The sequence below is a fragment of the Novosphingobium sp. PhB55 genome (assembly GCF_004368805.1).
In the GTDB taxonomy this organism is placed as follows: Bacteria; Pseudomonadota; Alphaproteobacteria; order Sphingomonadales; family Sphingomonadaceae; genus Novosphingobium.
In genome coordinates this window covers 145,958-170,589 of the sequence record NZ_SODQ01000005.1, presented here as the reverse complement: position 1 = coordinate 170,589, position 24,632 = coordinate 145,958, and the positions used below count along the sequence as shown (strand labels likewise).

Below are 24,632 nucleotides of genomic sequence, written 5' to 3'. Positions count from 1 at the left end.
AGCCGTGATCATCATCGGCCTCGATCCGGGGCTCACCTGCACGGGCTGGGGCGTGGTCGCCAAGAGCGGCAGCCGCCTCAGCCACGTTGCCAACGGGCAGATCCGCACCGACGCGAAGGCCGGCATGGCCGAGCGGCTGGTCGAGCTCGATGCCGCGCTCACCGACGTGATTCTCCTCCACCGGCCCGATGCGGGCGCGGTGGAGGAGATCTTCGTCAACGTGAACCCGCAGTCGACGCTGAAGCTGGGGCAGGCGCGCGGCGTTGCCATGCTGTCGATCGCGCGGGCCGGTTTGCCGGTGGCCGAATACTCCACCAAGGTCATCAAGAAGGCGCTCGTCGGCACCGGCGGCGCCGACAAGAAGCAGATCCAGCACATGCTGAAAGTGCTGCTGCCCGGCGTGAAGCTGGCGGGCGAGGACGCCTCCGACGCCCTGGCCGTGGCCATCACGCATGCCAACATGCTCGGGAGCCACCGTTAGGTCGGCGCGTTGTGCGCGTCATGGAACCGCACGGCGAAGAACGAGGCAGCGATGAAGACCGGGCCGATGCCCGCTGGATGGCCGAGGCGATCCGCATCGCCGTGGCCGAAAAGGGCACCGATCCCGCCGACACCCCGATTGCCGCGCTCGTCGTGCTCGATGGAAAGCTGATCGCCGCCGGCGTCAACCGCACGGCCGAGCGCTGCGACGCCACCGCCCATGCCGAGATCGAAGCCTTTCGCCTTGCCGGCCGTGCCGTGGGCGCGATGCGCGTGGAGGGGGCGACGCTCTATTCCACGCTGCAACCTTGCGGAATGTGCACGATGGCGGCGATCTGGGCGGGAGTCAGCCGGATCGTCTACGGTGCCGGCCGGGCGGACGTGCATGCCATGTATTTCGAGGATCGCCACCTTTCGACACTCGATTTCGTGACCGACGCCTGGAAGGACGACCTGTCGGTGACGGGCGGCGTGATGGCGCAGGCCTGCGCAGCGCTCTATTACCGGCCGTGGGACCAGGTTTCCGAAGATCAACAGGCAAACACCTGAAGGCGCCCGCCGGGGCTGGCGTCGCGCGATCGTTCCTGCCATAGGAACAAACCATGATCGCCAAGCTTACAGGTCTGCTAGACGACACCGGCCCCGACTGGGCGATCATCGACGTGAACGGCGTCGGTTATCTTGTCCATTGTTCGGCGCGTACGCTCGACCATCTCGGCATCCGGGGGGACAAGGTCGTCGTCCATACCGAGATGCAGGTTTCCGAGACCGACCAGCGCCTCATCGGCTTCACCAGCGGTGCGGAGCGCAACTGGTTCCGCCTGTTGACGGCCGTGCAGGGCGTCGGTTCGAAAGTGGCGCTGGCGATCCTCTCCGCCCTGACGACCGAGGAACTGCAGCGCGCCTGCGCCGGCGGCGATTCCGCCATGGTCGCGCGCGCCAACGGCGTCGGGCCGAAGCTGGCCAGCCGCATCGTCAACGAACTCAAGGACAAGGCCGGCGGCATGCCCACCGCACCGGGCGCGCCCGGCCTGGCCTCGGCCGCCGCACCTGCCGGTTTTTCCAGCGCGGATGCCGTTTCCGCGCTCCAGAACCTCGGCTTCAAGCCCGCGGTGGCCAGCATGGCGGTCGGCAAGGCCGTGGAGGAACTGGGCGAGGATGCGGGGCTCAACGACCTCGTCCGCGTGGCGCTGAAGAAGGCGGCGGGATGATGGCTGCAATCCGCCAGGCGCGGCTCCGTAGAGAACGTCGTCACCCTGCACCCGTTTCAGGTTCCTTTCCTCGTCAGATGCCCAACCCATGACCGATAACCCCATCCTTACCCCAACCCGCCAGCCCGAGGACGCAGATGCGGCCCTGCGTCCCAAGACTCTGGCGGAATTCGTCGGGCAGGCGGCGGCGAAGGACAACCTTCGCGTCTTCATCGAGAGCGCCAAGTCGCGGCGCGAGGCGATGGATCATACCTTGTTCTTCGGGCCTCCCGGCCTCGGCAAGACGACCCTGGCGCAGATTATTGCGCGGGAACTGGGCGTGGGGTTCCGCGCCACCAGCGGCCCGGTGATCGCCAAGGCGGGCGACCTGGCGGCGCTGCTGACCAATCTCGAGCATGGCGACGTGCTGTTCATCGACGAGATCCACCGCCTCAATCCCGTGGTCGAGGAAGTGCTCTACCCGGCGATGGAAGATCGCGCGCTGGACCTCATCATCGGCGAGGGGCCTTCGGCGCGCTCGGTGCGGATCGACTTGCCGCCCTTCACGCTGGTGGGTGCCACGACGCGGCAGGGCCTGCTCCAGACCCCGCTGCGCGATCGCTTCGGCATTCCGGTGCGCCTGCAGTTCTACTCCGTGGAGGAGCTGGAGAAAGTCGTCACGCGCGGCGCCAACCTGCTGGGCATCGGCATGGACAAGGGCGGGGCGACCGAGATCGCGCGCCGCTCGCGCGGCACGCCGCGTGTCGCCGGGCGCCTGATGCGCCGTGTGCGCGACTTTGCCCATGTCGCCGGCTCCGACGTCATCACGCACGAAATCGCCGACGATGCCCTGACCCGGCTGGAAGTGGATTCCATCGGTCTCGACGCGCAGGATCGCCGCTACCTGCAGATGATCGCCGGCATCTACAAAGGCGGCCCGGTGGGCGTCGAAACGCTGGCGGCGGGCCTGTCCGAACCGCGCGACACGATCGAGGAAGTGATCGAGCCCTACCTCATCCAGCTGGGCCTCATCGCCCGCACGGCAAGGGGCCGATGCCTCAACGACCGGGGCTGGACGCACCTGGGGATGACGCCGCCGAATGGCGGCAGCGGACAGGGGCCGCAGGGGGCGCTGTTCGATTCGGACGGGGACTGAACGCGCACGCGTTCCGCGCAACAAACTGTCGGGGGCGTTTACAGATGGGCCTTCGGATAGTCCCGGTTCGGTACAGCTTGCGCGTTACCTCCGAAAACTAACGCATTTTCTGCCTCGGCGCTGTCGAATCTCGGTAAATGCCATTGTTCCGTTAACCGCTCTCTGCGTTTGTTCAGGGCAAGTCGGCTCCCGTGTTCCCCTTTGGGCATATTCCCGAACGGACAGGGCCGAACAGAACGAAGAGAGAGACGATCATGTCGGTTCGTATGGCCCTCGCTAAACTGTCTGCCTGTGCGGCAGGCTGCGCTATCATCGGCGGTGGCGCGGTCCATGTGGCCGAGACGCAGCGCAAGTCGGTGGAGTACCGCAAGGTCAAGATGGCCAAGACGGCGAAGCCGCGCCATCCGGCCAAGCGGATCGTCCGCAAGGATCCGCCGCGCGAAGTGAAGCGCGCGCGCCGCATCATCCCGCGGCCCGACGTTCCGCAGATGGTCTCCGTCCCGCTTCCCCCGCCCTATATCCCGCCCGCCCCGGCGCCGTCCTATGCGGGCGGCAGCGGCGGTGCCCCGGTGGTGGTCGGCGGCGGTGGCGGCGGCTTCGGCGGTTTCGGAGGCGGCTTCTTCGGTGGTTTCTTCGGCGGCGGCGGATCGGGCGGCGGCAACGTCATCATTTCGTCCACTTCCAGCGGTGGCTCCACTTCGGGCTCTTCGTCCACCGGCGGCCTGACCACCACCACGACGGGCGGTTCCACCTCGTCCTCCAGCTCGACCGGCGGCCTGACGACCACGACCACCACCGGCGGACTGACGACGACGACCGGGGGCATCACCTCGACGACGTCCGGCGGCATCACCTCGACGACGACATCGTCCAGCTCGGGCGACGTCTCGACGAGCACCAGCTCTTCCAGCTCGGGCAATGTTTCTACCAGCACCAGTTCGTCCAGCTCGGGCAACGTCTCGACCAGCACAAGCTCGTCCAGCTCCACGTCCTCGTCGTCGAGCAGCTCCAGTTCGACGTCGTCCTCGACCTCCAGCTCTACCTCGACATCCTCGGGCGGCGACAATCCGCCGCCGACCACGCCGCCGACCGACGTTCCCGCCCCGCCGATGCTGATCCTGTTCGGCGCGGCTGCGGCAGCGGTAGTCGGCCGCCAGCGTCTGGTGCGCAAGAAGTCCGGCTGAGGGCAGGCAGCCAGCGCGCCGCGATACGCGGCCAGCTGGAGACGGGGGTGAGCGTCGGGGGGCGCTCACCCCTTTTTCGTGTGCGGGGCGGGCGTGTGGAAGCAAGCCCCTTCGCGCGCCGGAAATGCTCTCCGCGGCCTGGCGGAGAGGCCGGACATCTTCTCCCAAAAGAAAACCCCGCCCCGCGCGAACGCGGGACGGGGTTTTTCGCAGCCTTGCGGCTGGCTGCTTTTTAGGCGGCCAGCTTGCGCAGCACGTACTGCAGGATGCCGCCGTTGTTGAAGTATTCCACTTCGTTGGCGGTATCGATGCGGCACAGCGCGGTGAAGGTGAAGGTCGAGCCGTCCGGACGGGTCACTTCCACTTCCACGTCCTGGCGCGGCTTGAGGCTGGCGACGCCCTTGATCGTGAAGGCGTCGTCGCCGGTCAGGCCGAGCGACTGGCGGCTGTCGCCGTCCTTGAACTGAAGCGGAAGCACGCCCATGCCGACCAGGTTCGAGCGGTGGATACGCTCGAAGCTCTCGACGATCACGGCGCGGACGCCCAGCAGGTTGGTGCCCTTGGCCGCCCAGTCGCGCGACGAACCGGTGCCGTACTCCTTGCCGGCCACGACCACCATCGGCGTGCCCTGCTCCTTGTACTTCTGCGCGACGTCGTAGACCGGCAGAACCTCTTCACCGAAGCGGCTCATGCCGCCTTCGATGCCGGGGACCATCTCGTTGCGGATGCGGATGTTGGCGAAAGTGCCGCGCATCATGACTTCGTGGTGGCCACGGCGCGAACCGTAGGAGTTGAAGTCCGCCTTGGCGACCTGGTGCTCCATCAGCCACTGGCCCGCCGGGCTGTCGGCCTTGATAGAGCCGGCCGGCGAGATGTGGTCGGTGGTGATCGAATCGCCGAGGATCAGCAGGGGCTTGGCCTCGATGATGTCGTTCACCGGCGCCGGGGTCATTTCCATGCCCTCGAAGTACGGCGGGTTGGCGACATACGTCGAACCGGCGCGCCACGAGTAGGTGTCCGAACCGACGACGTTGATCGCCTGCCAGTGCTTGTCGCCCTTGTAGACGTCTGCATAGCGGGCCTGGAACATGCCGCGATCGACGCAGGCGTTCATCGTGGTGCTGACTTCGAGGTTGGTCGGCCAGATGTCCTTGAGGAACACGTCCGTGCCGTCTTTGCTGACGCCGATCGGGGTGGTGGTGAAGTCTTCCACCACGGTGCCCTTCAGAGCGTAGGCGACGACCAGCGGCGGCGAGGCCAGGAAGTTGGCGCGCACGTCCGGCGAGACGCGGCCTTCGAAGTTGCGGTTGCCCGAGATCACGGCGCTGGCGACCAGGCCGTTCTCGTTGATCGCCTTCGAGATCGGCTCCGCGAGCGGACCCGAGTTGCCGATGCAGGTGGTGCAGCCGTAACCGACGAGGTTGAAGCCGATGTTGTCGAGGTGCGACTGGAGACCGGCCTTTTCGAGGTAGTCGGTGACGACCTGCGAACCCGGCGCCAGCGAGGTCTTGACCCAGGGCTTGGGCTTCAGGCCCAGTTCGTCGGCCTTCTTGGCGACCAGACCGGCGGCAACCAGCACGCCCGGATTCGAGGTGTTGGTGCAGCTGGTGATGGCGGCGATCATGACGTCGCCGTCACCGATGTCGAAGTCCTTGCCTTCCACGGGAACGCGGGCGGCGGTCTTCTTGTAGGTCTCGGCCATGTCCTTGTTGAACACGTCGTCGACGTCGGGGAGCGCGACCCAGTCCTGCGGGCGCTTGGGACCGGCGAGCGAAGGCACGACGGTCGACATGTCGAGTTCGAGGGTCGAGGAGAAGATCGGGTCGGCAGCGGCCGGGTCGATCCAGAAGCCCTGCTCCTTGGCATAGGCTTCGACGAGGGCGATCTGCTCTTCCTCGCGGCCGGTGAGGCGCAAGTAGTCGATCGTCTTGTCGTCGATACCGAAGAAGCCGCAAGTGGCGCCGTATTCCGGAGCCATGTTGGCGAGCGTCGCACGGTCGGCCAGCGACAGCGAGGCGAGGCCGGGGCCGAAGTATTCGACGAAGCGGCCGACCACGCCGTGCTTGCGCAGCATGGCGGTGCAGGTCAGCACGAGGTCGGTGGCGGTCACGCCTTCCTTCAGTTCGCCGGTCAGCTTGAAGCCGACGACTTCGGGGATGAGCATCGAGACCGGCTGGCCGAGCATCGCGGCTTCCGCCTCGATGCCGCCGACGCCCCAGCCCAGCACGCCCAGGCCGTTGACCATGGTGGTGTGGCTGTCGGTGCCGACGCAGGTGTCGGGATAGGCGACCAGTTCACCGTTCTGGTCTTCGCTGGACCACACGGTCTTGGCGATGTTCTCCAGGTTGACCTGGTGGCAGATGCCGGTGCCCGGGGGAACGGCATAGAAGTTGTCGAGCGACTTCGAGCCCCACTTGAGGAAGTCGTAGCGCTCCATGTTGCGCTGGTATTCGATTTCCACGTTCTCTTCGAACGCCTTGGGGTGGCCGAATTCGTCGACCATGACCGAGTGGTCGATCACCAGGTTCACGGGGACCAGCGGGTTGATCTTGCTGGTGTCGCCGCCGAGGGTGGCGATGGCGTCGCGCATCGCGGCCAGATCGACCACGCAGGGCACGCCGGTGAAGTCCTGAAGCAGAACGCGGGCCGGGCGGTACTGGATTTCCTCGCCCGTGGCAGGGTTCTTCTGCCAGTCGGCAATCGCCTGGATGTCCTTGGTGGCGACGGTGAAGCCGCCGTCTTCGAAGCGCAGGAGGTTCTCGAGAAGGACCTTCATCGAGAAGGGAAGGCGCGAAACGTCGCCGATCTTTTCGGCGGCTTTCTTGAGGGAGTAGTAGGCGATCTGCTTGCCGCCGACTGTCATGGTGCTGCGGGTGCCGAGCGTGTCCTGTCCGACCTGGGTCATTTGGGTATTATCCCCTTCTGTATGGAGCGTGCCACGAGAAGAGCGGCTATTTCGCAACCCACTAGCCCAGGTTCCGAAAATGATCGCCGTGCTGCATCGCGACAAGCGGATTCTTCGGCCCCGCCGATGCGCGCTCGCGGCCCTCAGGTCAAGGGGGGCTTGCGTGGTACCTGGGACTCGACTCTTGCGTTGCGTGCACCTGTCCAGCAGCCGATAACGATCAGTATCGTGCCGGCAACAGTTGCGAGATCAAGGCGCTCTCCGAACATCAGCCAGCCAAGCAGGGCGGCCCAGAAAAAGCCGGTATACTCGATCGGCAGCAGCACTTGCGTCTCGGCGCGGGCATAGCCCCAGGACAGGAACAGCAGCGCGCATGTCGCCAGCACGGCGCCGGCCAGGATCAGCAGCAGGCTGCGGGGATCGGGCATGACCGCAAGCCAGGGCGAAAACACCAGGAAAATCAACGTTACCAGGAGGTTCTGGAACTGCGCGATCTCTACCGGCCTGGCCAGAAGCGCCTGCTTGCGCTGGAGCACCAGGTTCATGGCGTAGAACACGGCCGAGAGCAGGATCGCCGCCGTGCCCGCTATCGCTTCGTCAGAATAGGCGCCCGATCCGAGCCGGCCGGCAGTGATCACCAGCACGCCCAGAATGCCCAGCAGCGAAGCCACGACGGCGCGCGGCCGGATCGTCTCGCCCAGGAAAAGCGCTGCGAAATAGAGCGCAATGATCGGGGACACGAAGGAAATGGCGATTCCCTCGGCCATAGGAATTCGTACCAGGCCATAGAAAAAGAGTGCGGCCATGGCCGAAGTGATCGCCGCGCGCAGGGCATGGACCTTCAGCACTGCGCGGGAAGGCAGCGGTCGCCCTGCCGAGAGCCAGAGCGGGAACGTCAGGACCGTGCCGAAGAGATTGCGCAGCAGCAGCGCCGTATAGACGCCCACCGCGAGCCCGGCGCCCTTTATCATCGCGTCCATGGCGCTGAACGTGGCGATCCCGGCAATGACGGCCAGCACCGGCAGCGCCGAGTGGCGACCGGCGGGGTGCAGGCCGAGCGGCGAGCCAGGCGAAGACTCTATATCAGGGGCGGCAGGAGCGCTCATCAGGCCCCGGCTCTCGTCTCCCGCGCGGCCCCGCGCAAGCGCCAATGCAAGCAATTCATCGCAGGGACAGGCGAAATCCTTGAAGAAGGCACTATATGGGGGCAAAGCGGCAAGGTCTGCAGCCAGTTATCCTTGGCTGCGTTTCCCTCGATATCATTCCAGCATCACCAAGGGCAGGTTCAGATCACAATGGCGAGTTTCATGAGGTTCGGTTGCAGCGTGCTGGCGGTCATGGCGGCGACGGGTCTTGCAGCGCAGCCGGCTCTGGCCCAGAAGTCGGACGGAAAGACGGATACCAAGACCGCGTCCTCCAAGGCCGATGCGGCGAAGAAGAAGACCGTCTCGGCGCCCACCTCTATTCTGCCGACCACGCAGGCGACCCCCACGCCCACACCAACGCCCAAACCCACGGCGACTGCGAAGCCCGCCGCCAAGACGGCCACGCGCCCGGCAGCGGTGCAGCCGGTGGTCCCGCCTGCCGTGGTTCCCACCGCGATCCCCACGGTTTCGCAGCCGGTGGTGCAAGACGTCGTCGTGGCCGAGCCGGTCATGGCCTGGTCCATGGCGGACGCCAAGGCCCTGCTCGCCACGGTCGAATATATCGGCAAGGAAGGTCTCGTGCCGGCCGACTACCAGCCCTCGGCCTTGCGCGCCGCGATCGCCAAGGGCGAAGGCGACGAGCTTGACGCGCTGGCAAGCCGCGTGTTCGGCTGGCTGATCGAGGATCTGCGCGACGGCCGCACCCCGATGAAGGCCCGCGTGCAGTGGTTTGCGGTAGACCCCGACCAGGACGTGATGCCCACCGCGCAGATCATGGCGCAGTCGCTTTCCGAGCATGACGTGGCCGGCGTGGTGGACAAGCTCGCGCCGACCAACCCCGACTATGCCGCGCTCAAGGCCGATCTCAACGCCACGCCCATGGCCAACAAGGCGCGCCGCGCTTTGATCCAGGCCAACATGGACCGCTGGCGCTGGCTCGCCCGCGACCTGGGCGACGTCTACCTGATGACCAACATTCCGGAATTCCAGCTCCGCCTGGTGGTCAAGAACAAGATCATCCGCAGCTACAAGACCGTGGTTGGCAAGCCCGGCCGCACGGCCACGCCGCAGTTGGCCGAGACGGTGAGCGCAGTGGTCTTCAACCCCACCTGGACCGTGCCGCAGTCGATCGTGAAGGGCGAAGGCCTGGGCGCCAAAGTTCTGAACAACCCCGGCTGGGCGCGTTCGGCAGGCTACAAGGCCACCAAGAACGGCGACGGCACGATCACGGTGGTCCAGCAGCCGGGCGCCAACAACTCGCTCGGCCTGATGAAGATCGACATGCCCAACCCCCACGCGATCTACCTGCACGACACCCCGTCGAAGCAGTATTTCAACTCGGACGTTCGCGCCTTCAGCCACGGCTGCATCCGCACCGAGCGCGCCGTGGAACTGGGCATGACCATGGCGATCCTCGGCGCCAAGAAGACCGCCGCCGAAGCCGCCGAGATCTCCCGCTCGGGCGACTATACCAAGGTCGAGATGACGCGGACCTTCCCGGTCTACCTCACCTATTTCACGTATGCCCGCTCGATCGACGGCCAGCTCAAGCCGTTCGACGATCTCTATGCCCGCGACAAGCCGGTGCTCGACAGCTTTGCCGGCCCGCGCCAGCTCAAGACGACCCAGCGTGCCAGCGAGGAAGAGATCATCAAGCTCGACAATCCTCTCTGACCTGAGGAACCCGCGTCGATCGCGGAAAGACGTTCCAGGGCCCCGGTTACCGCGAGAGCGATTGCCGGGGCCTTGCCTCTCTTGGTCCCGGTGGCCACCTAGTCGTCAGGCAACAAGAACCAGCCGGGCGCGGGAGACCAGAGCATGAGCGAACAGGCCAGCGAAGAAACCGGCAGCGGCGCCGGCATTTCCTTGGGCGGCAACTCCTTGGGTGAAGGCGCTCACGGCGATCGTATCGCGGAAGCCACCTCGCGCATTGCCGAGCTGGAAGCCGAACTCGAAGCATCCGGCACCACGACCCGCGAAGCCTCCGAACTCGCACGCGCCAAAGCGCTGCTGCACGCTTGGGTGGACAGTGTCGTCGCCGTTGTGGCGACGCCGGGCGTCGGACGGGCCGTCCTGATCCACGACAACGGCACGGAATCGCGCATCGCCTCCCCCGACCTGCCATTCCGCCTGGCGGTGCCGGTTTCCTTCGACGGCCGCGAGGATTAGGCCGTGACCGCGTAAGCGGCGCAATCTTGGCGGGCCGTCCGGGTTTGCCCGAAAAGGTCTCTCGCCATGCCGGGAGCCTGTGAACCACCGGGTTATTCCTGCGGCTTCCTGCCTGGCGCCGAACCATTTCACCTCAAACCTCGATGGCGCTATTCATGCGATCACGACCTTGGACCGGTTCGCGGTTTCCTTGGGGAGGCCGATCATGGTGTGGGATCTGCGGCGGGCGCTGCTTCGCAAGGAAGAGTTCGAATCCGGCCGCCTTACCGATTTCGAATTTCGCGAAACCGTCCGCACCCTCAAGTTGATGGCGCGGGCTTTCGCAACCGATGAAGCGGCGGTGCTGGATGCGCTCGTCGAACACGGATACGAGGCGGCGCTCCGCGGATTTCCCGAAAGGCTGGGCGACGAGGCCCGCGAAGAAGTCTGCCTGCGCCTGCGCAAGGATGCGCGGCAGATGCTGATCCGTGAACGCGGTGATCCCACGCCCTATCGGCTGGGCTAGGCGATCGTTTCCCAGCCCGCGTACCGGCCGCCGCGCAGCGCGGACCCGGGGCGGGCAGCCGTCTCCCGGTGGTCCGTCATGAGCCCGCGCGGCCTAGAACTGGCGGCGCTGCAATCGCACCAGCGTCTCGTCGAGACTGGAGAGGAAGCGCGATCGGTCGGTCTTGCTGAAGGGCGGCGGGCCTCCCACTACGTCGCCGCCTGCCCTGAGGTCGGCCATGATCGCCCGCGTGGCGATGGCGCTGCCGATCGAGGACGTGGTGAAAGGCTTGCCGTTGGGCGCGACCACTTCGGCGCCGAGCTTGAGGCAGCGGTCGGCCAGCAGGATGTCGGCGGTGATCACGACCGTGCCCGGGCCGGTGTTCTCGACGATCCAGTCGTCAGCGGCGTCGAACGCGTCGCTCACCAGCTTGCGGGAGACCAGCGGGCCTTGCGGAACGCGGATGGGGCTGTTGCTGACGACGACCACCGGCACCTTGTGGCGGGCTGCAACCTTGTAGGTCTCGTCCTTCACCGGGCAGGCGTCGGCATCGATCAATATGCGGATCATGTGGGCCCTTTAGCGCTTTGGGCGGCAAGTGGCGACCGGAGGCGTGATCGACCCGGCTCGGCGCGGGACGGGAAGGTTCAGAACTGCCGCAGGACTTCGAGGAAGGCCTCGCCATAGGCTTCCAGCTTGCGGGCGCCGACGCCGCCGATCTCTCCGAGCTGTGCCAGCGACGATGGGCGGGCGGCGGCCATTTCGCGCAAGGTGGCGTCATGGAACACGACATAGGGCGGCACGCCCGCTTCCTGGGCGAGATCGCGGCGCAAGGCGCGCAGGGCATCGAACAGGGGATCGCCGACCGGGTTGGCGCCGCCGTCCGCCGCGCCGCGTCCACCGCGGCGCTTCTTCTCGCGCTTGGGTGGGACGACGATCTGCACCGAAGCCTCGCCCTTGAGGATTTCGCGCGCGTCTCCGCCCAGCGAGAGGCCGCCATGTTCGGTCGGCAAGAGACTGCCGCGGGCCTGGAGTGCGCGGGCCAGCGGCTTGAGCAGTGGCTGCTCTTCCTCGGTGAGAATGCCGAAGACCGAAAGCTGGTCGTGCCCGCGCTGCAGCACACGGTCGTCGCTGGCGCCGGTCAGGACTTTTTCGAGGTGGCCCAGCCCATAGCTCTGGCCGGTGCGATAGACGGCCGAAAGCAGCTTGCGTGCCACTTCCGTCACGTCGATCACGCCTGCCGGCTCCAGGCAATTGTCGCAGTTTCCGCAGGAAGGCGCGGGCGTCTCGCCGAAGTGGCGGAGCAGGACCGCGCGGCGGCATTCGGCGGTTTCGACAAGACCCGCGAGGGCATCGAGGCGCTGGCGTTCGCTTTGCAGCCGGTGCGGTTCGATCTCGGAGAGGCGCTGGCGGGCGCGGGCGAAATCGTCGGCTCCCCAGAACATCATCGCCACCGAAGGATCGCCATCGCGCCCGGCGCGGCCGGTTTCCTGGTAATAGGCCTCGATCGACTTCGGAATGCCGGCATGGGCGACGAAGCGCACGTCCGGCTTGTCGATGCCCATGCCGAAGGCGACCGTGGCCACCATGACCATGTCTTCCGAGGCCACGAAGGCGGCCTGGTTGCGGGCGCGCACTTCGGGATCGAGCCCGGCGTGATAGGGCAGCACGCGCCGCCCGGTGGCGGAGGCCAGAGTCTCGGCCAGTTGCTCCACGCGGGCGCGGGTGGGGGCGTAGACGATGCCCGGGCCGGGGTTCTCCTCCATCACCGCTTTCAGCTGCCGCATCGCATTGTCGCGCGGGCGTATGGTGTAGCGGATGTTCGGACGGTCGAACCCGGCGACAATCAGCCCTTCTTCGGCAATGCCGAGCTGGGCGAGAATGTCGGTGCGGGTATGATGGTCTGCCGTGGCCGTCAGGGCGAGGCGCGGCACTTGCGGGAAAGCATCCAGCAGAGGCCGCAGCAGGCGGTAGTCCGGCCGGAAATCGTGGCCCCATTCGGAAACGCAGTGCGCTTCGTCGATGGCGAAAAGGGCAACGCGCGACTGTTCGAGCAGCTCGCGGAAATGGGGCTGGCTCGCGCGTTCGGGGGCGATGTAGAGCAGGTCCAGCTCGCCCGCGCGGAAGCGGTCCATGGTGAGGCCGCGATCGGCATCGGCGCTGGTCAGCGTGGCGGCGCGGATGCCGTTGGCAGTGGCTGAGCGCAACTGGTCGTGCATCAGCGCGATCAGCGGCGAAACCACCACGCACGTGCCCTCCAGCATGACCGCGGGCAGTTGATAGGTCAGCGATTTGCCCGCGCCGGTCGGCATGACCGCCAGGGTGGAGCGGCCCGAAAGCGCGCGCGTGACCACCTGTTCCTGCACGCCGCGAAAGGCGTTGAAGCCGAATGTGGCATGGAGCGCTTCGTGCGCGTCAGGCAGGAGATCGGCAAGAGGGTCAGCGTCTGGCACGGGGCGCTTATGGCAGAGCGATGGCAGGTCTGAAAACCGCCGAACCGATGATTTCCTCCGTTTCCGCCCCAATCGCTTGCGGTTTGGCCGCGCGAGTAGTCGAAATGGCGGCAACGAGAAGCGAGAGGAGCGTGAAGCATGGGGTCTGGAGCACAATCAGGGCGCGTGGCGGTGGTGACGGGCGCCAGTTCGGGCATCGGTCTGGAGACGGCAAAGGCGCTGGCGCGGCAGGGTTTCCGGGTGATCGGCGTGGGCCGCGATGCCGGGCGCTGCGCCGAAGCCGCGGCGGCGCTTGCGGCCGAGATCGGCGCAGGCGGCGGCGAAGCGGAGATGCTCCGCGCCGATCTCTCGTTGCTGGCCGACGTGGACCGTCTGGCGGACGAGATCGCCGGAAAGGTCGACCGCGTGGACGTGCTGGTTAACAATGCGGGCGGCATGGCGCGCGAACAGGCCATCACGGCCGAGGGTTTCGAGGCGAACTACGCGGCGAATTTCCTGGGGCCTTTCGCCTTGACCGCAAGGCTGCTGCCGCTGCTGCGCCAGGCAGCGGCCAGGAGCGGCGGGGCAGGGGCCGGCAGCGTCCGGATCGTCAACACCGCCTCGGACGGCAGCGAGATGATTCCCGCGATCAACCTGGAAGACCTCCAGAACCTGGGCAACTGGAGCCCCGGCGCGGCCTATTGCAGCGGCAAGCTTGCCAATGTGCTGCACGCGCGGGCATTGGCGCCCCGGCTGGCGAAGGATGGGATCGTCGCGCACTCGGTCCACCCCGGCACGGTGGGCAGCAACTTCTTCTCCCACACGCCGGAGAGCGTCCAGGCTGCTTACGGTGACGCGCCCAAGCTGTCGCCGGCGCAGGGCGCCGATACGGTGATCTGGCTGGCGACGGCGGCAGAACCGGGCGAATCGAGCGGCGATTACTGGTTCGAACGGGCGCGCCGAAAGCCCAATCCCCTGGTCGAGGACGCGGCTTTCGTCGAGGCGTTCTGGCAGGCGGCGGAGAAACTGTCCGGCCGGGAAGGCGTGGGCCAGGTCGGCAACGGCCCGGGGTGAAATCGGCTTCGGGTCAGACGGCCCCGTCCTGCCCCATCCGGGCAAGGCGGGGCTTGACGATGGGCACGGTCAGCATGGTGCTCATGACCGCCATCAGCAGCAGGGCGGTGAAGGTCTCGGGCGTGATGATCCGCTTGTCGAGCAGCACGTTGACGAAGATGATCATGATCAGGGCCTTGGTCTGGAGCATCCAGCCGATCACCGTGGCATCGCCCTTCTTCCAGCCCAGCAGGCGCCCGGCCAGATGCACGCCGGCCAGCTTGCCTGCCACCGAGGCCAGCAGGAACAGCAGCGCCGCGCCCATGACCAGCAGGCCGCCCATGCCCCAGTCGGTGCGAAGCCCCGTGCTGAGGAAGAATACCGGCATGACCGTGAGCAGCAGGAATTCGCGGAACAGGTCCAGCTTCTCGCGGCTGAACCAGCGGGCGTCGAGCACGACACCGGCAAGGAAGGCGCCGACCATGAAATGCAGGCCGGACCAGTCTGCGGCGAAACTGACCAGCGCCAGCCAGATCAGCGACACGAACCATCGGTCCTGTTCGCCCAGGCGCTTGAACAGGGCGCGGACCAGGAACGAGGCCGCCGCGAAAGCGAGAAGGAACAGGCCCTGCCGTCCCACGCGCTCCCAATCGACGAGGATCAGGGCGAGCACGCCCCAGATGGCGATATCGTCCAGGCTGGCATAGCGCAGCAGCCGCTGGCCGAGCGGTTCGCGGAACACGCCCAGCTTTTCCATCAGCAGCACCAGGATTGGCAGCGCCGTGACCGCACAGGCCATACCCACGCCGAGCACGGCCTGCGGATAAGTGCCCTTCGGCCCGATCCATCCGGGCGTGCGCAGCAGCAGGGCCGCGGCGATCGATCCCAACAGCAGCGGCGTCAGCAAGGCGCAGGCGGCGGTGAGCGTGGTCTCGCCGCGGTGCTTCCAGGCGTCGGAAAGATCGAGTTCCACCCCGGCGACGAAGACGAACATCATCACCGCCCACCATGCCACGCCGTTAAGCGCGGTCATGACTTGCGGATTGAAGACGAAGGCATGGAATGCGGGCGCGGCATGGCCGAGCACGCCGGGGCCGAGCAGGATGCCGCCGATGATCTGGACGACGACCAGCGGCGCCCAATGTTCGGTGCGGAGCAGCCGCCATACCAGGTACGGCGCGCCGAGGATGATCGTCAACGCGATCAGATAGATTTCGGTCGTCCCCATCGGGTCCCCATTCCCATGTTTCTTATCGGGGGGATGGATGCCTTGCCCGGTCGGAATGGACAATCGGGACCGCCGGGTTTTTCCGGGAGTTTTCCGGATTGCAATCGAATGAGTGCGTTGCCGGCCGCCCTCACGCCTCATTTCCTGGAGCGTGAGACCCCCATTTCGTCGGGCGACGAAAAGAAGGTCTCACGCTCATGTAATTCGGGCGATGCCCTACCTTGTTGTCAGTCGAGGTTGGGGCGCAGCCAGCGTTCGGCCACGGCAAGGTCCACGTCGCGGCGTTCGGCATAGTCTTCGAGCTGGTCGCGGCCGATGCGGGCCACGCCGAAATACTGGCTTTCCGGGTGGCCGAAGTAGAAGCCCGAGACGGCAGCGGTGGGCAGCATGGCCTGGCTTTCGGTCAGGGTGATGCCTGCATTGTCCTGCGCCTTCAGCAGGTCGAACAGCATCGGCTTCAGCGAATGGTCCGGGCAGGCCGGATAGCCGGGCGCCGGGCGGATGCCGCGATATTCCTCGCGGATCAGGGCTTCGTTGGTGAACTGCTCGTCCGGGGCATAGCCCCAGAGCGTCGTGCGGACATGCTGGTGCAGGCGTTCGGCGAAGGCCTCGGCGAAGCGGTCGGCCAGCGCCTTGAGCAGGATGTCCGAATAGTCGTCATGCGCGGCCTGGAAGCGTTCGAGGTGCGGTTCGATGCCGTGGATGCCCACCGCGAAGCCGCCCAGCCAGTCGCCCGCCGGATCGACGAAGTCGGACAGGCAGTAGTTGGCGCGGCCGCGGCTCTTCTTGAACTGCTGGCGCAGGAACGGCAGGCGGACGAAGTCCGGGCCTTCATGGACGCCCTGCTGGATGGCGTCGTAGACGACTTGCGGGTCCATGCCGCCGGCGCCGACGATCACGTCGTCATCCTTGGTCGCGGCGGGCCAGAATGCGCAGACGCCCTTGGCGGTTAGCCACTTTTCCTCGACGATCTGCGCGAGCATCGCCTTCGCGTCGGCAAACAGGCTGCGGGCGCTTTCGCCCACCACGTCGTCCTCGAGAATGGCAGGATAAGTGCCTGCCAGTTCCCAGGCGCGGAAGAACGGCGTCCAGTCGAACACCTCGACCAGTTCGTCCAGGTTCCAGTCCTCGAAGACATGGAGGCCGGGCTTCACCGGTGCACCCGGCTTCTGCGCGAAGTCGGCGGAGAAGCCGTTGGCGCGGGCGTCGGCGATGGAGAGCAGTTCGCTTTGACCCTTGCCTTCGCGGGCCACGCGGACTTTCTCGTATTCGTCCGCCGTCGAGGTGATGAAGCCGGTGGCCTGGGTGTCGGACAGCAGCTGCGAGGCGACGCCGACTGCGCGGCTGGCGTCGAGCACATGGACGACGGGGCCTTCGTAGGCGGGATCGATCCGCAGGGCGGTGTGGACCTTGGAGGTCGTGGCGCCGCCGATCAGCAGCGGAATGGTCATCCCGGCGCGCTGCATTTCCTCGGCCACGGTCACCATCTCGTCAAGCGAGGGGGTGATGAGGCCCGAGAGGCCGATGATGTCCGCCTCGTGCTCGTTGGCGGCCTCGAGAATCTTGCTCCAGGGCACCATGACGCCAAGGTCGATCACTTCGTAGCCGTTGCACTGAAGCACGACGCCGACGATGTTCTTGCCGATGTCATGGACGTCGCCCTTGACGGTGGCCATGATGATCCGGCCCTTCGCCTTGGTCTTGGCGTCCTTTTCCGCTTCGATGAAGGGGATGAGGTGGGCCACGGCCTTCTTCATGACGCGGGCCGACTTCACGACTTGCGGCAGGAACATCTTGCCCGAGCCGAACAGGTCGCCGACCACGTTCATGCCCCCCATCAGCGGGCCTTCGATCACTTCGATCGGGCGGCCGCCGCGAGCCGCGATCGCGGCGCGGGCTTCCTCGGTATCCTCGACGACATGAGCGTCGATGCCGCGTACCAGCGCGTGTTCGATGCGCTTGACCACGTCCCGGCCGCGCCATTCCTCGGCGGCCTTTTCGGCCACGGCGTCCTTGCCCTTGAAGCTCTCGGCCAGTTCGATCAGCCGTTCGGTGGAGGTCTTGCCATCCTCGCCTACGCCGGGGCGGCGCATCATGATGACGTCTTCGCAAGCCTCGCGCAGGGCGGGGTCGATCTGGTCGTAGACGTCGAGCTGGCCGGCGTTGACGATCGCCATGTCGAGCCCGGCGGGGATCGCATGGTAGAGGAATACGGAGTGCATCGCCCGGCGCACCGTCTCGTTGCCGCGGAACGAGAACGAGAGGTTGGAAAGCCCGCCCGAGAAGTGGACGTGCGGGCAGGCCTTGCGGATTTCGACCACGGCCTCGATGAAGTCCAGCCCGTAGCGGTCATGCTCCTCGATGCCGGTGGCGACCGCGAAGACGTTGGGGTCGAAGATGATGTCCTCGGGCGGGAAGCCGATGCCTGTCAGCAGCTTGTAGGCGCGCGAGCAGATCTCGATCTTGCGTTCGCGGGTATCGGCCTGGCCGGTCTCGTCGAAGGCCATGACCACGACGGCGGCGCCATAATCCATGCACTTGCGGGCCTGGGCCAGGAACGGTTCGACGCCTTCCTTCATCGAGATCGAATTGACGATCGGCTTGCCCGACACGCACTTGAGCCCGGCCTCGATGACTTCCCACTTCGAACTGTCGATCATCACCGGCACGCGGGCGATATCCGGCTCGGCGGCGATCAGCTTGAGGTAGGTGGTCATGGCCTCGACCGCGTCGAGCAGGCCTTCGTCCATGTTGACGTCGATCACCTGCGCGCCGTTGTCCACCTGCTGGCGGGCCACGTCGACGGCGGTGGGATAGTCGCCGGCCATGATGAGCTTCTTGAACTTCGCCGAGCCGGTGACGTTGGTGCGCTCGCCGATGTTGACGAAACGGGCGCCGGAATGAATCGAGGTCATGGTGTGTGGTTCTCGTTGAATCAGTTGGCCAGCGAATCAGTTCGCTAAATTGAGCGCGAGCACGAAATCGTCGTAGGTCTTGCCGCCCACGTCGAAAGTCCGGGTGCCGATCGTTTCGAAGCCGTGCTTGGCGTAGAAGGCGAGGGCGCGGTGATTGTCGTTCTTCACGCCCAGCAGCAGCCGGGAGTGGCTGGTCGCGGCAGCCTCGCGCACGATCCGCATCATGGTGCCGGCCATCATCGAACCCTGGAAGCGCGAGAACAGATAGATGCGCTTGAGTTCGAGGTCGCCTTCACCCGCCAGTTCCAGTTCGGGCCGGCAGAGCAGGGCATAGCCGACCGGGGCATGGCCCGGTTCGACTTCGGCCAGCCAGGCCCGCGCGCCATTGGCCAGGTATTTGCGGTAGTTCTCGGCCGAATGCTGCTTGAGGCAATGCGCGACGATGCCCGCGCCGTCGACGAGGCCGGCGAAGCTCTCGAGGAACGTCGCGGCGGCCACGAGGGACAGCGCATCGGCATCGTCGGCGCCCGCCGGGCGAATGCGCCAGATCGGAAATTCGGTCATCCCGTCAGCCGACCATGGTGAAAGGTTCAAGGCCGGCAAGGCGCGTGACCGGAGCCAGGGCGGGCAGCTGGCGCGGGGGCAGGCCCGCCACTTTCTGCGCCATGGCGGCGATGTGGTCCGGCGTGGAGCCGCAGCAGCCGCCCAGCACGTTGACTTGTCCCGCCACGGCCCATTCGCCCACGAAGCCCGCGGTGGTCTCGGGCATTTCGTCGTAGGCACCCAGTTCGTTGGGCAGGCCGGCGTTGGGATAGATCATGATCAGCGTGTCGGCGAGTTCGGACAGCGTCTTCACATGCGGGCGAAGCTGGGTGGCGCCGAACGAGCAGTTGAGCCCGATCGTCACCGGCCGGGCATGGCGCACCGCGTGCCAGAAGGCTTCCACCGTATGGCCGGAAAGGTTGCGGCCCGACAGGTCGGTCAGCGTCATGGACATCATGATCGGCACTTCGCGGCCCAGTTCGGCTTCGAGGTGGCGCACGGCCATGATCCCGGCCTTGGCGTTGAGCGTGTCGAACACGGTCTCGATCAGGATGAAGTCCGCGCCGCCTTCCACGAGGGCCGCGGCCTGTTCCTTGTAGACGTCGACCAGCTCGTCCCAGTCGATCTCGCGGTAGCCGGGATCGTTGACGTCGGGGCTGAGCGAGAGCGTCTTGTTCGTCGGCCCGATCGCGCCGGCCACGAAGCGGGGGCGGCCGTCCCTGGCCTGGTACTCGTCGGCCAGGCGGCGGGCGAGCTTGGCCGATTCGACGTTGATCTCGCGCACGAGGTGCTCGGCGCCGTAGTCGGCCTGGCTGATGCGGTTGGCCGAGAAGGTGTTGGTCTCGGCAATGTCGGCCCCGGCCTCGAAATAGGCGCGGTGGATCGATTCCGGCACCTCGGGCTTGGTCAGCGCGAGGATGTCGTTGTTGCCCTTCTGGTCATGGGTAAGGCCGAGGTTGCCGGCATAGTCCGCTTCGCTGAGCTTCCAGCGCTGGATTTCGGTGCCGAAGGCGCCGTCCGTGATGAGGATGCGCTTGGCGGCTTCGGCGAGGAACTGTTCTCTGGCACTCATGGTTTTCGTCCTTACTCACCCGCACTCGGGGCCGGTTGTTCCGGGTCCGCTTCGGGCCGATCGCGCCTTGCTGCACGAACGGCCCGGAGACAAGTCTGCATGCTCGTCCGCGTTCAGGCGCCCGGTTTCGGACGCAGGCCGAGGAGCTGGCAGATCGCATAGGCCTGCTCGGCGCGGTTGAGCGTGTAGAAGTGAAGATCGCGCACGCCGCCTTCATAGAGCCTGCGGCACAAGTCTGCAGCGGCGACCGCGGCGACCAGCGCGCGCGGGCCGGGGCGCTCGTCCAGGCCCTCGAACATGGTTTCGAGCCAGCCCGGGATCTCCGTATTGCCCGACATGCGGCGGATCGCGGCGAAACTCGTCACCGGCATGATGCCGGGCAGGATCGGCGCGGAGATGCCTGCGGCCAGCACTTTGTCGAGGAACCGGAAATAGGCGTCGGTCGAGAAGAAGAACTGCGTGATCGCGCGATTCGCACCGGCATCCAGCTTGCGCTTCAGGTTGTCGAGGTCGGCATCGGCGCTTGCCGCTTCCGGATGGACTTCGGGGTAGGCCGCCACCGAAATGTCGAAATCGTGCCGTGCCTTCAGGCCCGCAACGAGGTCGGCGGCGCCGGCATAGCCCTGCGGGTGCGGGGTGAAGACACCGCCGCTGCTCGGCGGCGGATCGCCGCGCAGGGCGACGATGTGGCGTACGCCGGCCTCCCAGTACTGGTCGGCGATCTCGGCGATCTCGTCCTTGCTCGCGCCCACGCAGGTCAGGTGGGCGGCGGGGACCAGCTGCGTCTCGCGAACCAGCCGGGAAACGGTGGAGTGCGTGCGCTCACGCGTGGAGCCGCCGGCGCCGTAAGTCACCGAGACGAAGCTGGGGTCGAGCGGGGCAAGCTGGGTGATCGCGTCCCAGAGCTGTTCCTCCATCTTCTCCGTCTTGGGGGGGAAGAACTCGAAGGAAACGGAAATGTCGCCCGGCAGGTCCTCGAAAAGCGGGGCTGAGACCGGTCGTTCGGCGAAAGTCATGGGAGTTCGGTCTTTCTGTCTTGAGTCTCGGGATTTTCGGAGGGTTCGGCAGCGGGCAAGCGCCGCGCCGTCCAGATCTTTACGGTCAGCGCATCGCTGGGCAGCGCCACCGGCGGTTCCGGCGCGAAGCCCGCGTCGGTCAGCAGCGTCTCCATCTGCTCGTCGGCGAAACCGAGGCGGGCGTGGGCGTGGCGTTCGCGCAGATCTTCGCGTTCGTGCGCGGCGAAATCGACCACGGCGATGCGCCCGCCCTCGCGCGTGACGCGGGCGGCTTCGGTCAGGACGATGCCGGGGGCCTGTGCATAGTGGAGCACCTGGTGGAACAGCACGGTGTCGAAACTGGCGGGTACGAAGGGCAGGGCGGTGAAGTCGCCCTGCAGCAACGAAACCTTGTCCGCTGGCAAAGATTGCAACCGTGCACGAGCAATTCGCAACATGTCCGGGCTCTTGTCGAGCGCGGTGACGTGGCCGGCCTTGCCCGCGAGCAGCTCGGCCATGCGTCCGGTGCCGGTGCCGACATCGAGCAGCGCACCCAGCTTCTGGCGTCCGAAGGCGGCGAGCAGTGCCGATTCGACCGGGCCGTCCGCGCCATGAAGCTGGCGCAGCGAATCCCATTCCTCGGCATGGCTGGCGAAATAGGCCTGGGCGCTGGCCTCGCGGGCCTCGCGAATCGCGGCAAGCTGGCGGCGATCCTCGTTGCAGCGCGCCGAAAAGGCCGGATCGTCGCGTTCGGCAATGGCAAGCAGCTGTGCGGCGGCGGCGCCCATCGGCGGCTCGCTTTTTTCCTTCACGGCCGTGCGCAGGAAGACCCAGCTACCTTCCTTGCGGCGCTGGGCGAGGCCCGCGTCGCACAGGATCTTGACGTGACGGGACACTCTCGGCTGGCTCTGTCCGAGCACTTGCGCCAGCTCTCCGACCGCCAGTTCCATGTGTGCGAGCAGACGCATGATGCGTAGCCGCGTCGGCTCGGAAAGAGCCCTCAGAAGGGGGTCGATTTGCATGGTCTGGCATATAAAGATATCTTTATATGTGTGCAAGCCCTAGGATTTCTGCGGATTTCCGGCCCCTTACTTCCCGTTTGCGTTGCACCATTGTCTCGTCTAAAGAATGGCACCGCAGGCTTGCCTGCAAGCGTTGGCCTGTGCGCCAAACAATGCAAGGGGATTCGCATGAAGAAGATTGCTTTTGCCGCGTTCGCGTCGGCTGCCGCTCTGTCGCTCGCTGCTTGCGGTGGCGAAAAGCCCACCGAAGCTGCTACCGAGTCGGTTGAGACCCTGCCCGAGGAAACTCTGGCTGCTACCACCGAAGCGGCTACCGAAGAAGCCACCGCGGCTGCCGAGTAATCGGTTCGGGGGCCGCGCACCGACCTTCTTGGTCTGCCGGCCCCCAGTTGCTTTCCGCCTCTCTTGGAAATCAAGAGGGATCACGGAAAGTCCGTCCGAGACGGAAAAAGCCCTCCCCTCCGGGAGGGTTTTTTATTTGCCCGCACCGCGAAGGCGCGTTTGCCCTGGGCGAGAGGCATTTTGCACAGCATTATTTGCATGGCTGCGCTGCCCGATACGTGCACGCTTCATTTCCTATCGCCCGATTTTCCAGGCAGACGCTCGGGAGCCCGCAGCGAAAAATCCGCCTTGGAAACTCCCGGCGACATTCAGGTCACGGGCACTTGGTGAACTGACCCTTCTTGGCGCCCGAACTGAAGCGGCACTTGCCGTCCGTGCCCTTGACCACGCCGGGCGTGACTTTGGCGGTGGTGACTTTGGTGGTGGTCTTCTTCGTCGTCACGGTCTTGCAGGGCACGAACTTGCCCTGCGCATCGCGGCAGGAATTGGCTGCCACTGATGGGGTGGCTGCCAGAACGCCGATTGCCGCGGCGACGGTCATCAACTTGCGAATCATGATCGCTCTCCCTTTCGCACCTTCGCACAATGCCTCTGCACTTGCCTGCGCCGGGCGAGATGTCGCCCGTATGAACCTGGCCATCTGAAGCTTTACGTGCTGCCGGACGGCTGTGCCCGCCCCGCTGCCGGTCGGCGCTTCCGCGCTCTTCGTTTCATGACCATTCGAACAACTTTCGAAACCCGTGAATGTTTCTCTTGTCAGATCGAAAAAGCCGATCTAGAGGGCTGCCTCCCACGCCGCTGCGCGGGGGACCGGATCGGCCGCCCAGGTGCGATCCGCTGAAATGGACGGGGCCTTAGCTCAGCTGGGAGAGCGCCTGCATGGCATGCAGGAGGTCAGCGGTTCGATCCCGCTAGGCTCCACCATTTCCCCGCGACATTCGCGAACTTCCCGATTTATCAGAGAGATGCTGTCAGGCGCATCGCCTGTTCGATGCTCATTGCCTGCCAGCTTCGCGAGAAGCGCGGACGGGGTGCAGGCCATCCCGGTCCGGCAATGGCGCTGCACTGCAGGGCCGGGCCCAAGGTCTTCCCATCCCGGACAAACCTGCCCATAGCACCGCCATGCTTTCCCGTGTTTCTGCGTCATTGCCGCCGCTCGCTTCCTGGACTTCCGCGTTGATCGCCGCTCTGATCGGGTTCGGGGGCACCGTTGCCCTGGTGGTTCAGGCCATGCAGGCGCTGGGGGCCGAGGCCGGGCAGGTCGGCTCGGCAGTGACGGCGCTCTGCCTCGGCATTGCGGTGGCCGGGGCGATTCTCTCGCTGTGGACGCGCATGCCGGTGGTGCTGGCGTGGTCCACGCCGGGCGCGGCTCTGCTCGCCGCGAGCAACGGCGGCGCGGCCTGGCCGGTCGCGATCGGTGCCTTCATGGCGGCAGCGGCGCTGATGTGCCTGCTGGGGCTGGTGCCCGCACTCGGGCGGCTGGCCGCGCGCATTCCCGCCTCGGTGGCTTCGGCCATGCTTGCGGGAGTGCTGCTGCCGTTCTGCCTCCAGCTGTTCCGCACCCTGGAAACCGACGCGCTGCTGGTCGTGGTCCTGCTGCTGGTCTTCGTCATCGCCCGGCAGCGTTTTCCGCTCTATGCCTTGCTGCTGGTGCTCGTCTCGGGCGTGGCGGTCGTACTGACGCGCGGTGATGTTGCCGGATTCGCGCCTCGCTCGCTGATCGGCGGGCTGGAGCCGGTCATGCCCGCTTTCGACCTCAAGGCCGTGGCCAGCATCGGCGTTCCGCTGTTCCTCGTCACGCTGGTCTCGCAGAACCTGCCCGGCCTCGTCGTGCTGCGGACCGCCGGTTACGAGCCTCGGCCGCAGCCCCTGCTGCTGGGCACGGGGCTGGCGACGATGCTGCTTGCGCCGTTCGGCGCCCACGGCGTCAACCTGGCGGCCATCACCGCGGCGATCTGCACCAGCTCGGACGCTCACCCGGATCAGGCGCGCCGCTGGACGGTGGGGTTGATCTACGCCGGGTTCTACCTGGCCCTGGCGCTGTTCTCCGCGCCGCTCGTGCAGTTCTTCCTGACCATGCCCAAGGCCTCCATCGCCGCGTTCACCGGCATTGCCCTGATCGCGCCGCTGTCGGGTGCGATCGAGAACATGCTCATCGAGAAGACCGAGCGCGATGCCGCGATCCTGACTTTCGCGGCGACGGCGTCCGGCGTTTCGCTGCTCGGCATCGGCTCGGCGTTCTGGGGGCTGCTGGCCGGCTTTGCGGCCCTGGCGGCCAAGGCGGTTTTCGCGCGCCGAAATTGACCTCCCGGCCGGC

General features: G+C 66.3%; 22 protein-coding genes and 1 tRNA gene. 12 read left to right on the top strand and 11 right to left on the bottom strand.

Annotated features, from left to right (window positions below):
- Positions 1-4 precede the first annotated feature (4 nt).
- The 5 genes from ruvC to EDF57_RS13445 all read left to right on the top strand — a co-directional run bounded on the left by ruvC (position 5) and on the right by EDF57_RS13445 (position 4,010).
- Complete coding sequence (gene ruvC / locus EDF57_RS13465) at positions 5-481, top strand: crossover junction endodeoxyribonuclease RuvC (protein WP_134094678.1); 477 nt, start codon at positions 5-7, stop codon at positions 479-481.
- A 20-nt stretch (positions 482-501) separates the two neighbouring features.
- The gene (locus EDF57_RS13460; protein ID WP_314465008.1) at positions 502-1,029 is read left to right on the top strand and encodes a nucleoside deaminase; all 528 of its coding nucleotides are present in this window, start codon (positions 502-504) and stop codon (positions 1,027-1,029) included.
- 53 nt (positions 1,030-1,082) lie between these two features.
- Positions 1,083-1,691, top strand: coding sequence for a Holliday junction branch migration protein RuvA (gene ruvA, locus EDF57_RS13455; RefSeq protein WP_134094677.1), 609 nt, complete (start codon positions 1,083-1,085; stop codon positions 1,689-1,691).
- An 88-nt stretch (positions 1,692-1,779) separates the two neighbouring features.
- Positions 1,780-2,826 (top strand): Holliday junction branch migration DNA helicase RuvB, encoded by a 1,047-nt coding sequence (gene ruvB, locus EDF57_RS13450; protein WP_132264725.1) that lies wholly within the window; start codon positions 1,780-1,782, stop codon positions 2,824-2,826.
- 254 nt (positions 2,827-3,080) lie between these two features.
- Positions 3,081-4,010 (top strand): PEP-CTERM sorting domain-containing protein, encoded by a 930-nt coding sequence (locus EDF57_RS13445; RefSeq protein ID WP_134094676.1) that lies wholly within the window; start codon positions 3,081-3,083, stop codon positions 4,008-4,010.
- 232 nt (positions 4,011-4,242) lie between these two features.
- On the opposite strand, the gene acnA is transcribed toward EDF57_RS13445, so the two are convergent.
- Together acnA and EDF57_RS13435 are read right to left on the bottom strand one after the other, a co-directional pair.
- The gene (acnA, locus tag EDF57_RS13440) at positions 4,243-6,915 is read right to left on the bottom strand and encodes an aconitate hydratase AcnA (RefSeq protein WP_132264729.1); all 2,673 of its coding nucleotides are present in this window, start codon (positions 6,913-6,915) and stop codon (positions 4,243-4,245) included.
- A 143-nt stretch (positions 6,916-7,058) separates the two neighbouring features.
- Positions 7,059-8,021 carry a DMT family transporter gene (locus EDF57_RS13435; RefSeq protein ID WP_134094675.1) on the bottom strand — a complete coding sequence of 321 codons (963 nt, stop codon included), beginning with the start codon at positions 8,019-8,021 and terminating at the stop codon, positions 7,059-7,061.
- 201 nt (positions 8,022-8,222) lie between these two features.
- Here EDF57_RS13435 and EDF57_RS13430 point away from each other — a divergent pair, with 201 nt between their 5' ends.
- The 3 genes from EDF57_RS13430 (at position 8,223) to EDF57_RS13420 (ending at position 10,734) form a co-directional block, all read left to right on the top strand.
- Positions 8,223-9,734, top strand: a complete 1,512-nt coding sequence (locus EDF57_RS13430; protein WP_243841060.1) for a L,D-transpeptidase family protein — start codon at positions 8,223-8,225, stop codon at positions 9,732-9,734.
- Positions 9,735-9,878: 144 nt separating this feature from the next.
- Positions 9,879-10,229: a hypothetical protein gene (locus tag EDF57_RS13425; RefSeq protein WP_243841059.1), complete on the top strand. Its 351-nt coding sequence runs from the start codon at positions 9,879-9,881 to the stop codon at positions 10,227-10,229.
- A 205-nt stretch (positions 10,230-10,434) separates the two neighbouring features.
- Positions 10,435-10,734: a hypothetical protein gene (locus EDF57_RS13420; protein WP_134094673.1), complete on the top strand. Its 300-nt coding sequence runs from the start codon at positions 10,435-10,437 to the stop codon at positions 10,732-10,734.
- A 93-nt stretch (positions 10,735-10,827) separates the two neighbouring features.
- Here EDF57_RS13420 and EDF57_RS13415 read toward each other — a convergent pair whose 3' ends face one another.
- Together EDF57_RS13415 and recQ are read right to left on the bottom strand one after the other, a co-directional pair.
- The gene (locus EDF57_RS13415) at positions 10,828-11,283 is read right to left on the bottom strand and encodes a YaiI/YqxD family protein (protein ID WP_208324870.1); all 456 of its coding nucleotides are present in this window, start codon (positions 11,281-11,283) and stop codon (positions 10,828-10,830) included.
- Positions 11,284-11,360: 77 nt separating this feature from the next.
- Positions 11,361-13,136, bottom strand: coding sequence for a DNA helicase RecQ (recQ, locus tag EDF57_RS13410; protein WP_132265313.1), 1,776 nt, complete (start codon positions 13,134-13,136; stop codon positions 11,361-11,363).
- Positions 13,137-13,304: 168 nt separating this feature from the next.
- On the opposite strand from recQ, the gene EDF57_RS13405 reads away from it, so the two are divergent.
- On the top strand, positions 13,305-14,219 hold the full coding sequence (locus EDF57_RS13405) for an SDR family NAD(P)-dependent oxidoreductase (RefSeq protein ID WP_134094672.1): 915 nt from the start codon (positions 13,305-13,307) through the stop codon (positions 14,217-14,219).
- 13 nt (positions 14,220-14,232) lie between these two features.
- Here EDF57_RS13405 and EDF57_RS13400 read toward each other — a convergent pair whose 3' ends face one another.
- The 6 genes from EDF57_RS13400 to EDF57_RS13375 form a co-directional block, all read right to left on the bottom strand.
- Positions 14,233-15,426: a cation:proton antiporter gene (locus EDF57_RS13400; RefSeq protein ID WP_134094671.1), complete on the bottom strand. Its 1,194-nt coding sequence runs from the start codon at positions 15,424-15,426 to the stop codon at positions 14,233-14,235.
- Positions 15,427-15,653: 227 nt separating this feature from the next.
- Positions 15,654-18,341, bottom strand: coding sequence for a methionine synthase (gene metH, locus EDF57_RS13395; RefSeq protein WP_134094670.1), 2,688 nt, complete (start codon positions 18,339-18,341; stop codon positions 15,654-15,656).
- A 36-nt stretch (positions 18,342-18,377) separates the two neighbouring features.
- Positions 18,378-18,905 (bottom strand): GNAT family N-acetyltransferase, encoded by a 528-nt coding sequence (locus EDF57_RS13390; protein WP_132264743.1) that lies wholly within the window; start codon positions 18,903-18,905, stop codon positions 18,378-18,380.
- Positions 18,906-18,909: 4 nt separating this feature from the next.
- Entirely contained in the window at positions 18,910-19,956 is a 1,047-nt protein-coding gene (locus EDF57_RS13385; RefSeq protein WP_134094669.1) for a homocysteine S-methyltransferase family protein, read from the bottom strand.
- A gap of 113 nt (positions 19,957-20,069) precedes the next feature.
- Positions 20,070-20,972, bottom strand: a complete 903-nt coding sequence (gene metF / locus EDF57_RS13380) for a methylenetetrahydrofolate reductase [NAD(P)H] (RefSeq protein WP_134094668.1) — start codon at positions 20,970-20,972, stop codon at positions 20,070-20,072.
- Positions 20,969-21,973, bottom strand: a complete 1,005-nt coding sequence (locus EDF57_RS13375) for a metalloregulator ArsR/SmtB family transcription factor (RefSeq protein ID WP_134094667.1) — start codon at positions 21,971-21,973, stop codon at positions 20,969-20,971. Before EDF57_RS13375 ends, metF begins: the two co-directional genes overlap by 4 nt.
- Positions 21,974-22,141: 168 nt before the next feature.
- On the opposite strand from EDF57_RS13375, the gene EDF57_RS25500 reads away from it, so the two are divergent.
- The gene (locus EDF57_RS25500; RefSeq protein ID WP_021232409.1) at positions 22,142-22,315 is read left to right on the top strand and encodes a hypothetical protein; all 174 of its coding nucleotides are present in this window, start codon (positions 22,142-22,144) and stop codon (positions 22,313-22,315) included.
- Positions 22,316-22,628: 313 nt separating this feature from the next.
- Here the strand turns inward: EDF57_RS25500 and EDF57_RS13370 are convergent, their stop codons facing one another.
- Entirely contained in the window at positions 22,629-22,871 is a 243-nt protein-coding gene (locus tag EDF57_RS13370; protein WP_134094666.1) for a hypothetical protein, read from the bottom strand.
- A 292-nt stretch (positions 22,872-23,163) separates the two neighbouring features.
- Between EDF57_RS13370 and EDF57_RS13365 the strand changes: the two genes are divergently transcribed.
- Together EDF57_RS13365 and EDF57_RS13360 are read left to right on the top strand one after the other, a co-directional pair.
- Positions 23,164-23,239: transfer RNA gene (locus EDF57_RS13365), tRNA-Ala, on the top strand.
- 198 nt (positions 23,240-23,437) lie between these two features.
- Positions 23,438-24,619 (top strand): benzoate/H(+) symporter BenE family transporter, encoded by a 1,182-nt coding sequence (locus EDF57_RS13360; protein WP_134094665.1) that lies wholly within the window; start codon positions 23,438-23,440, stop codon positions 24,617-24,619.
- The last annotated feature ends 13 nt before the right edge of the window (positions 24,620-24,632 follow it).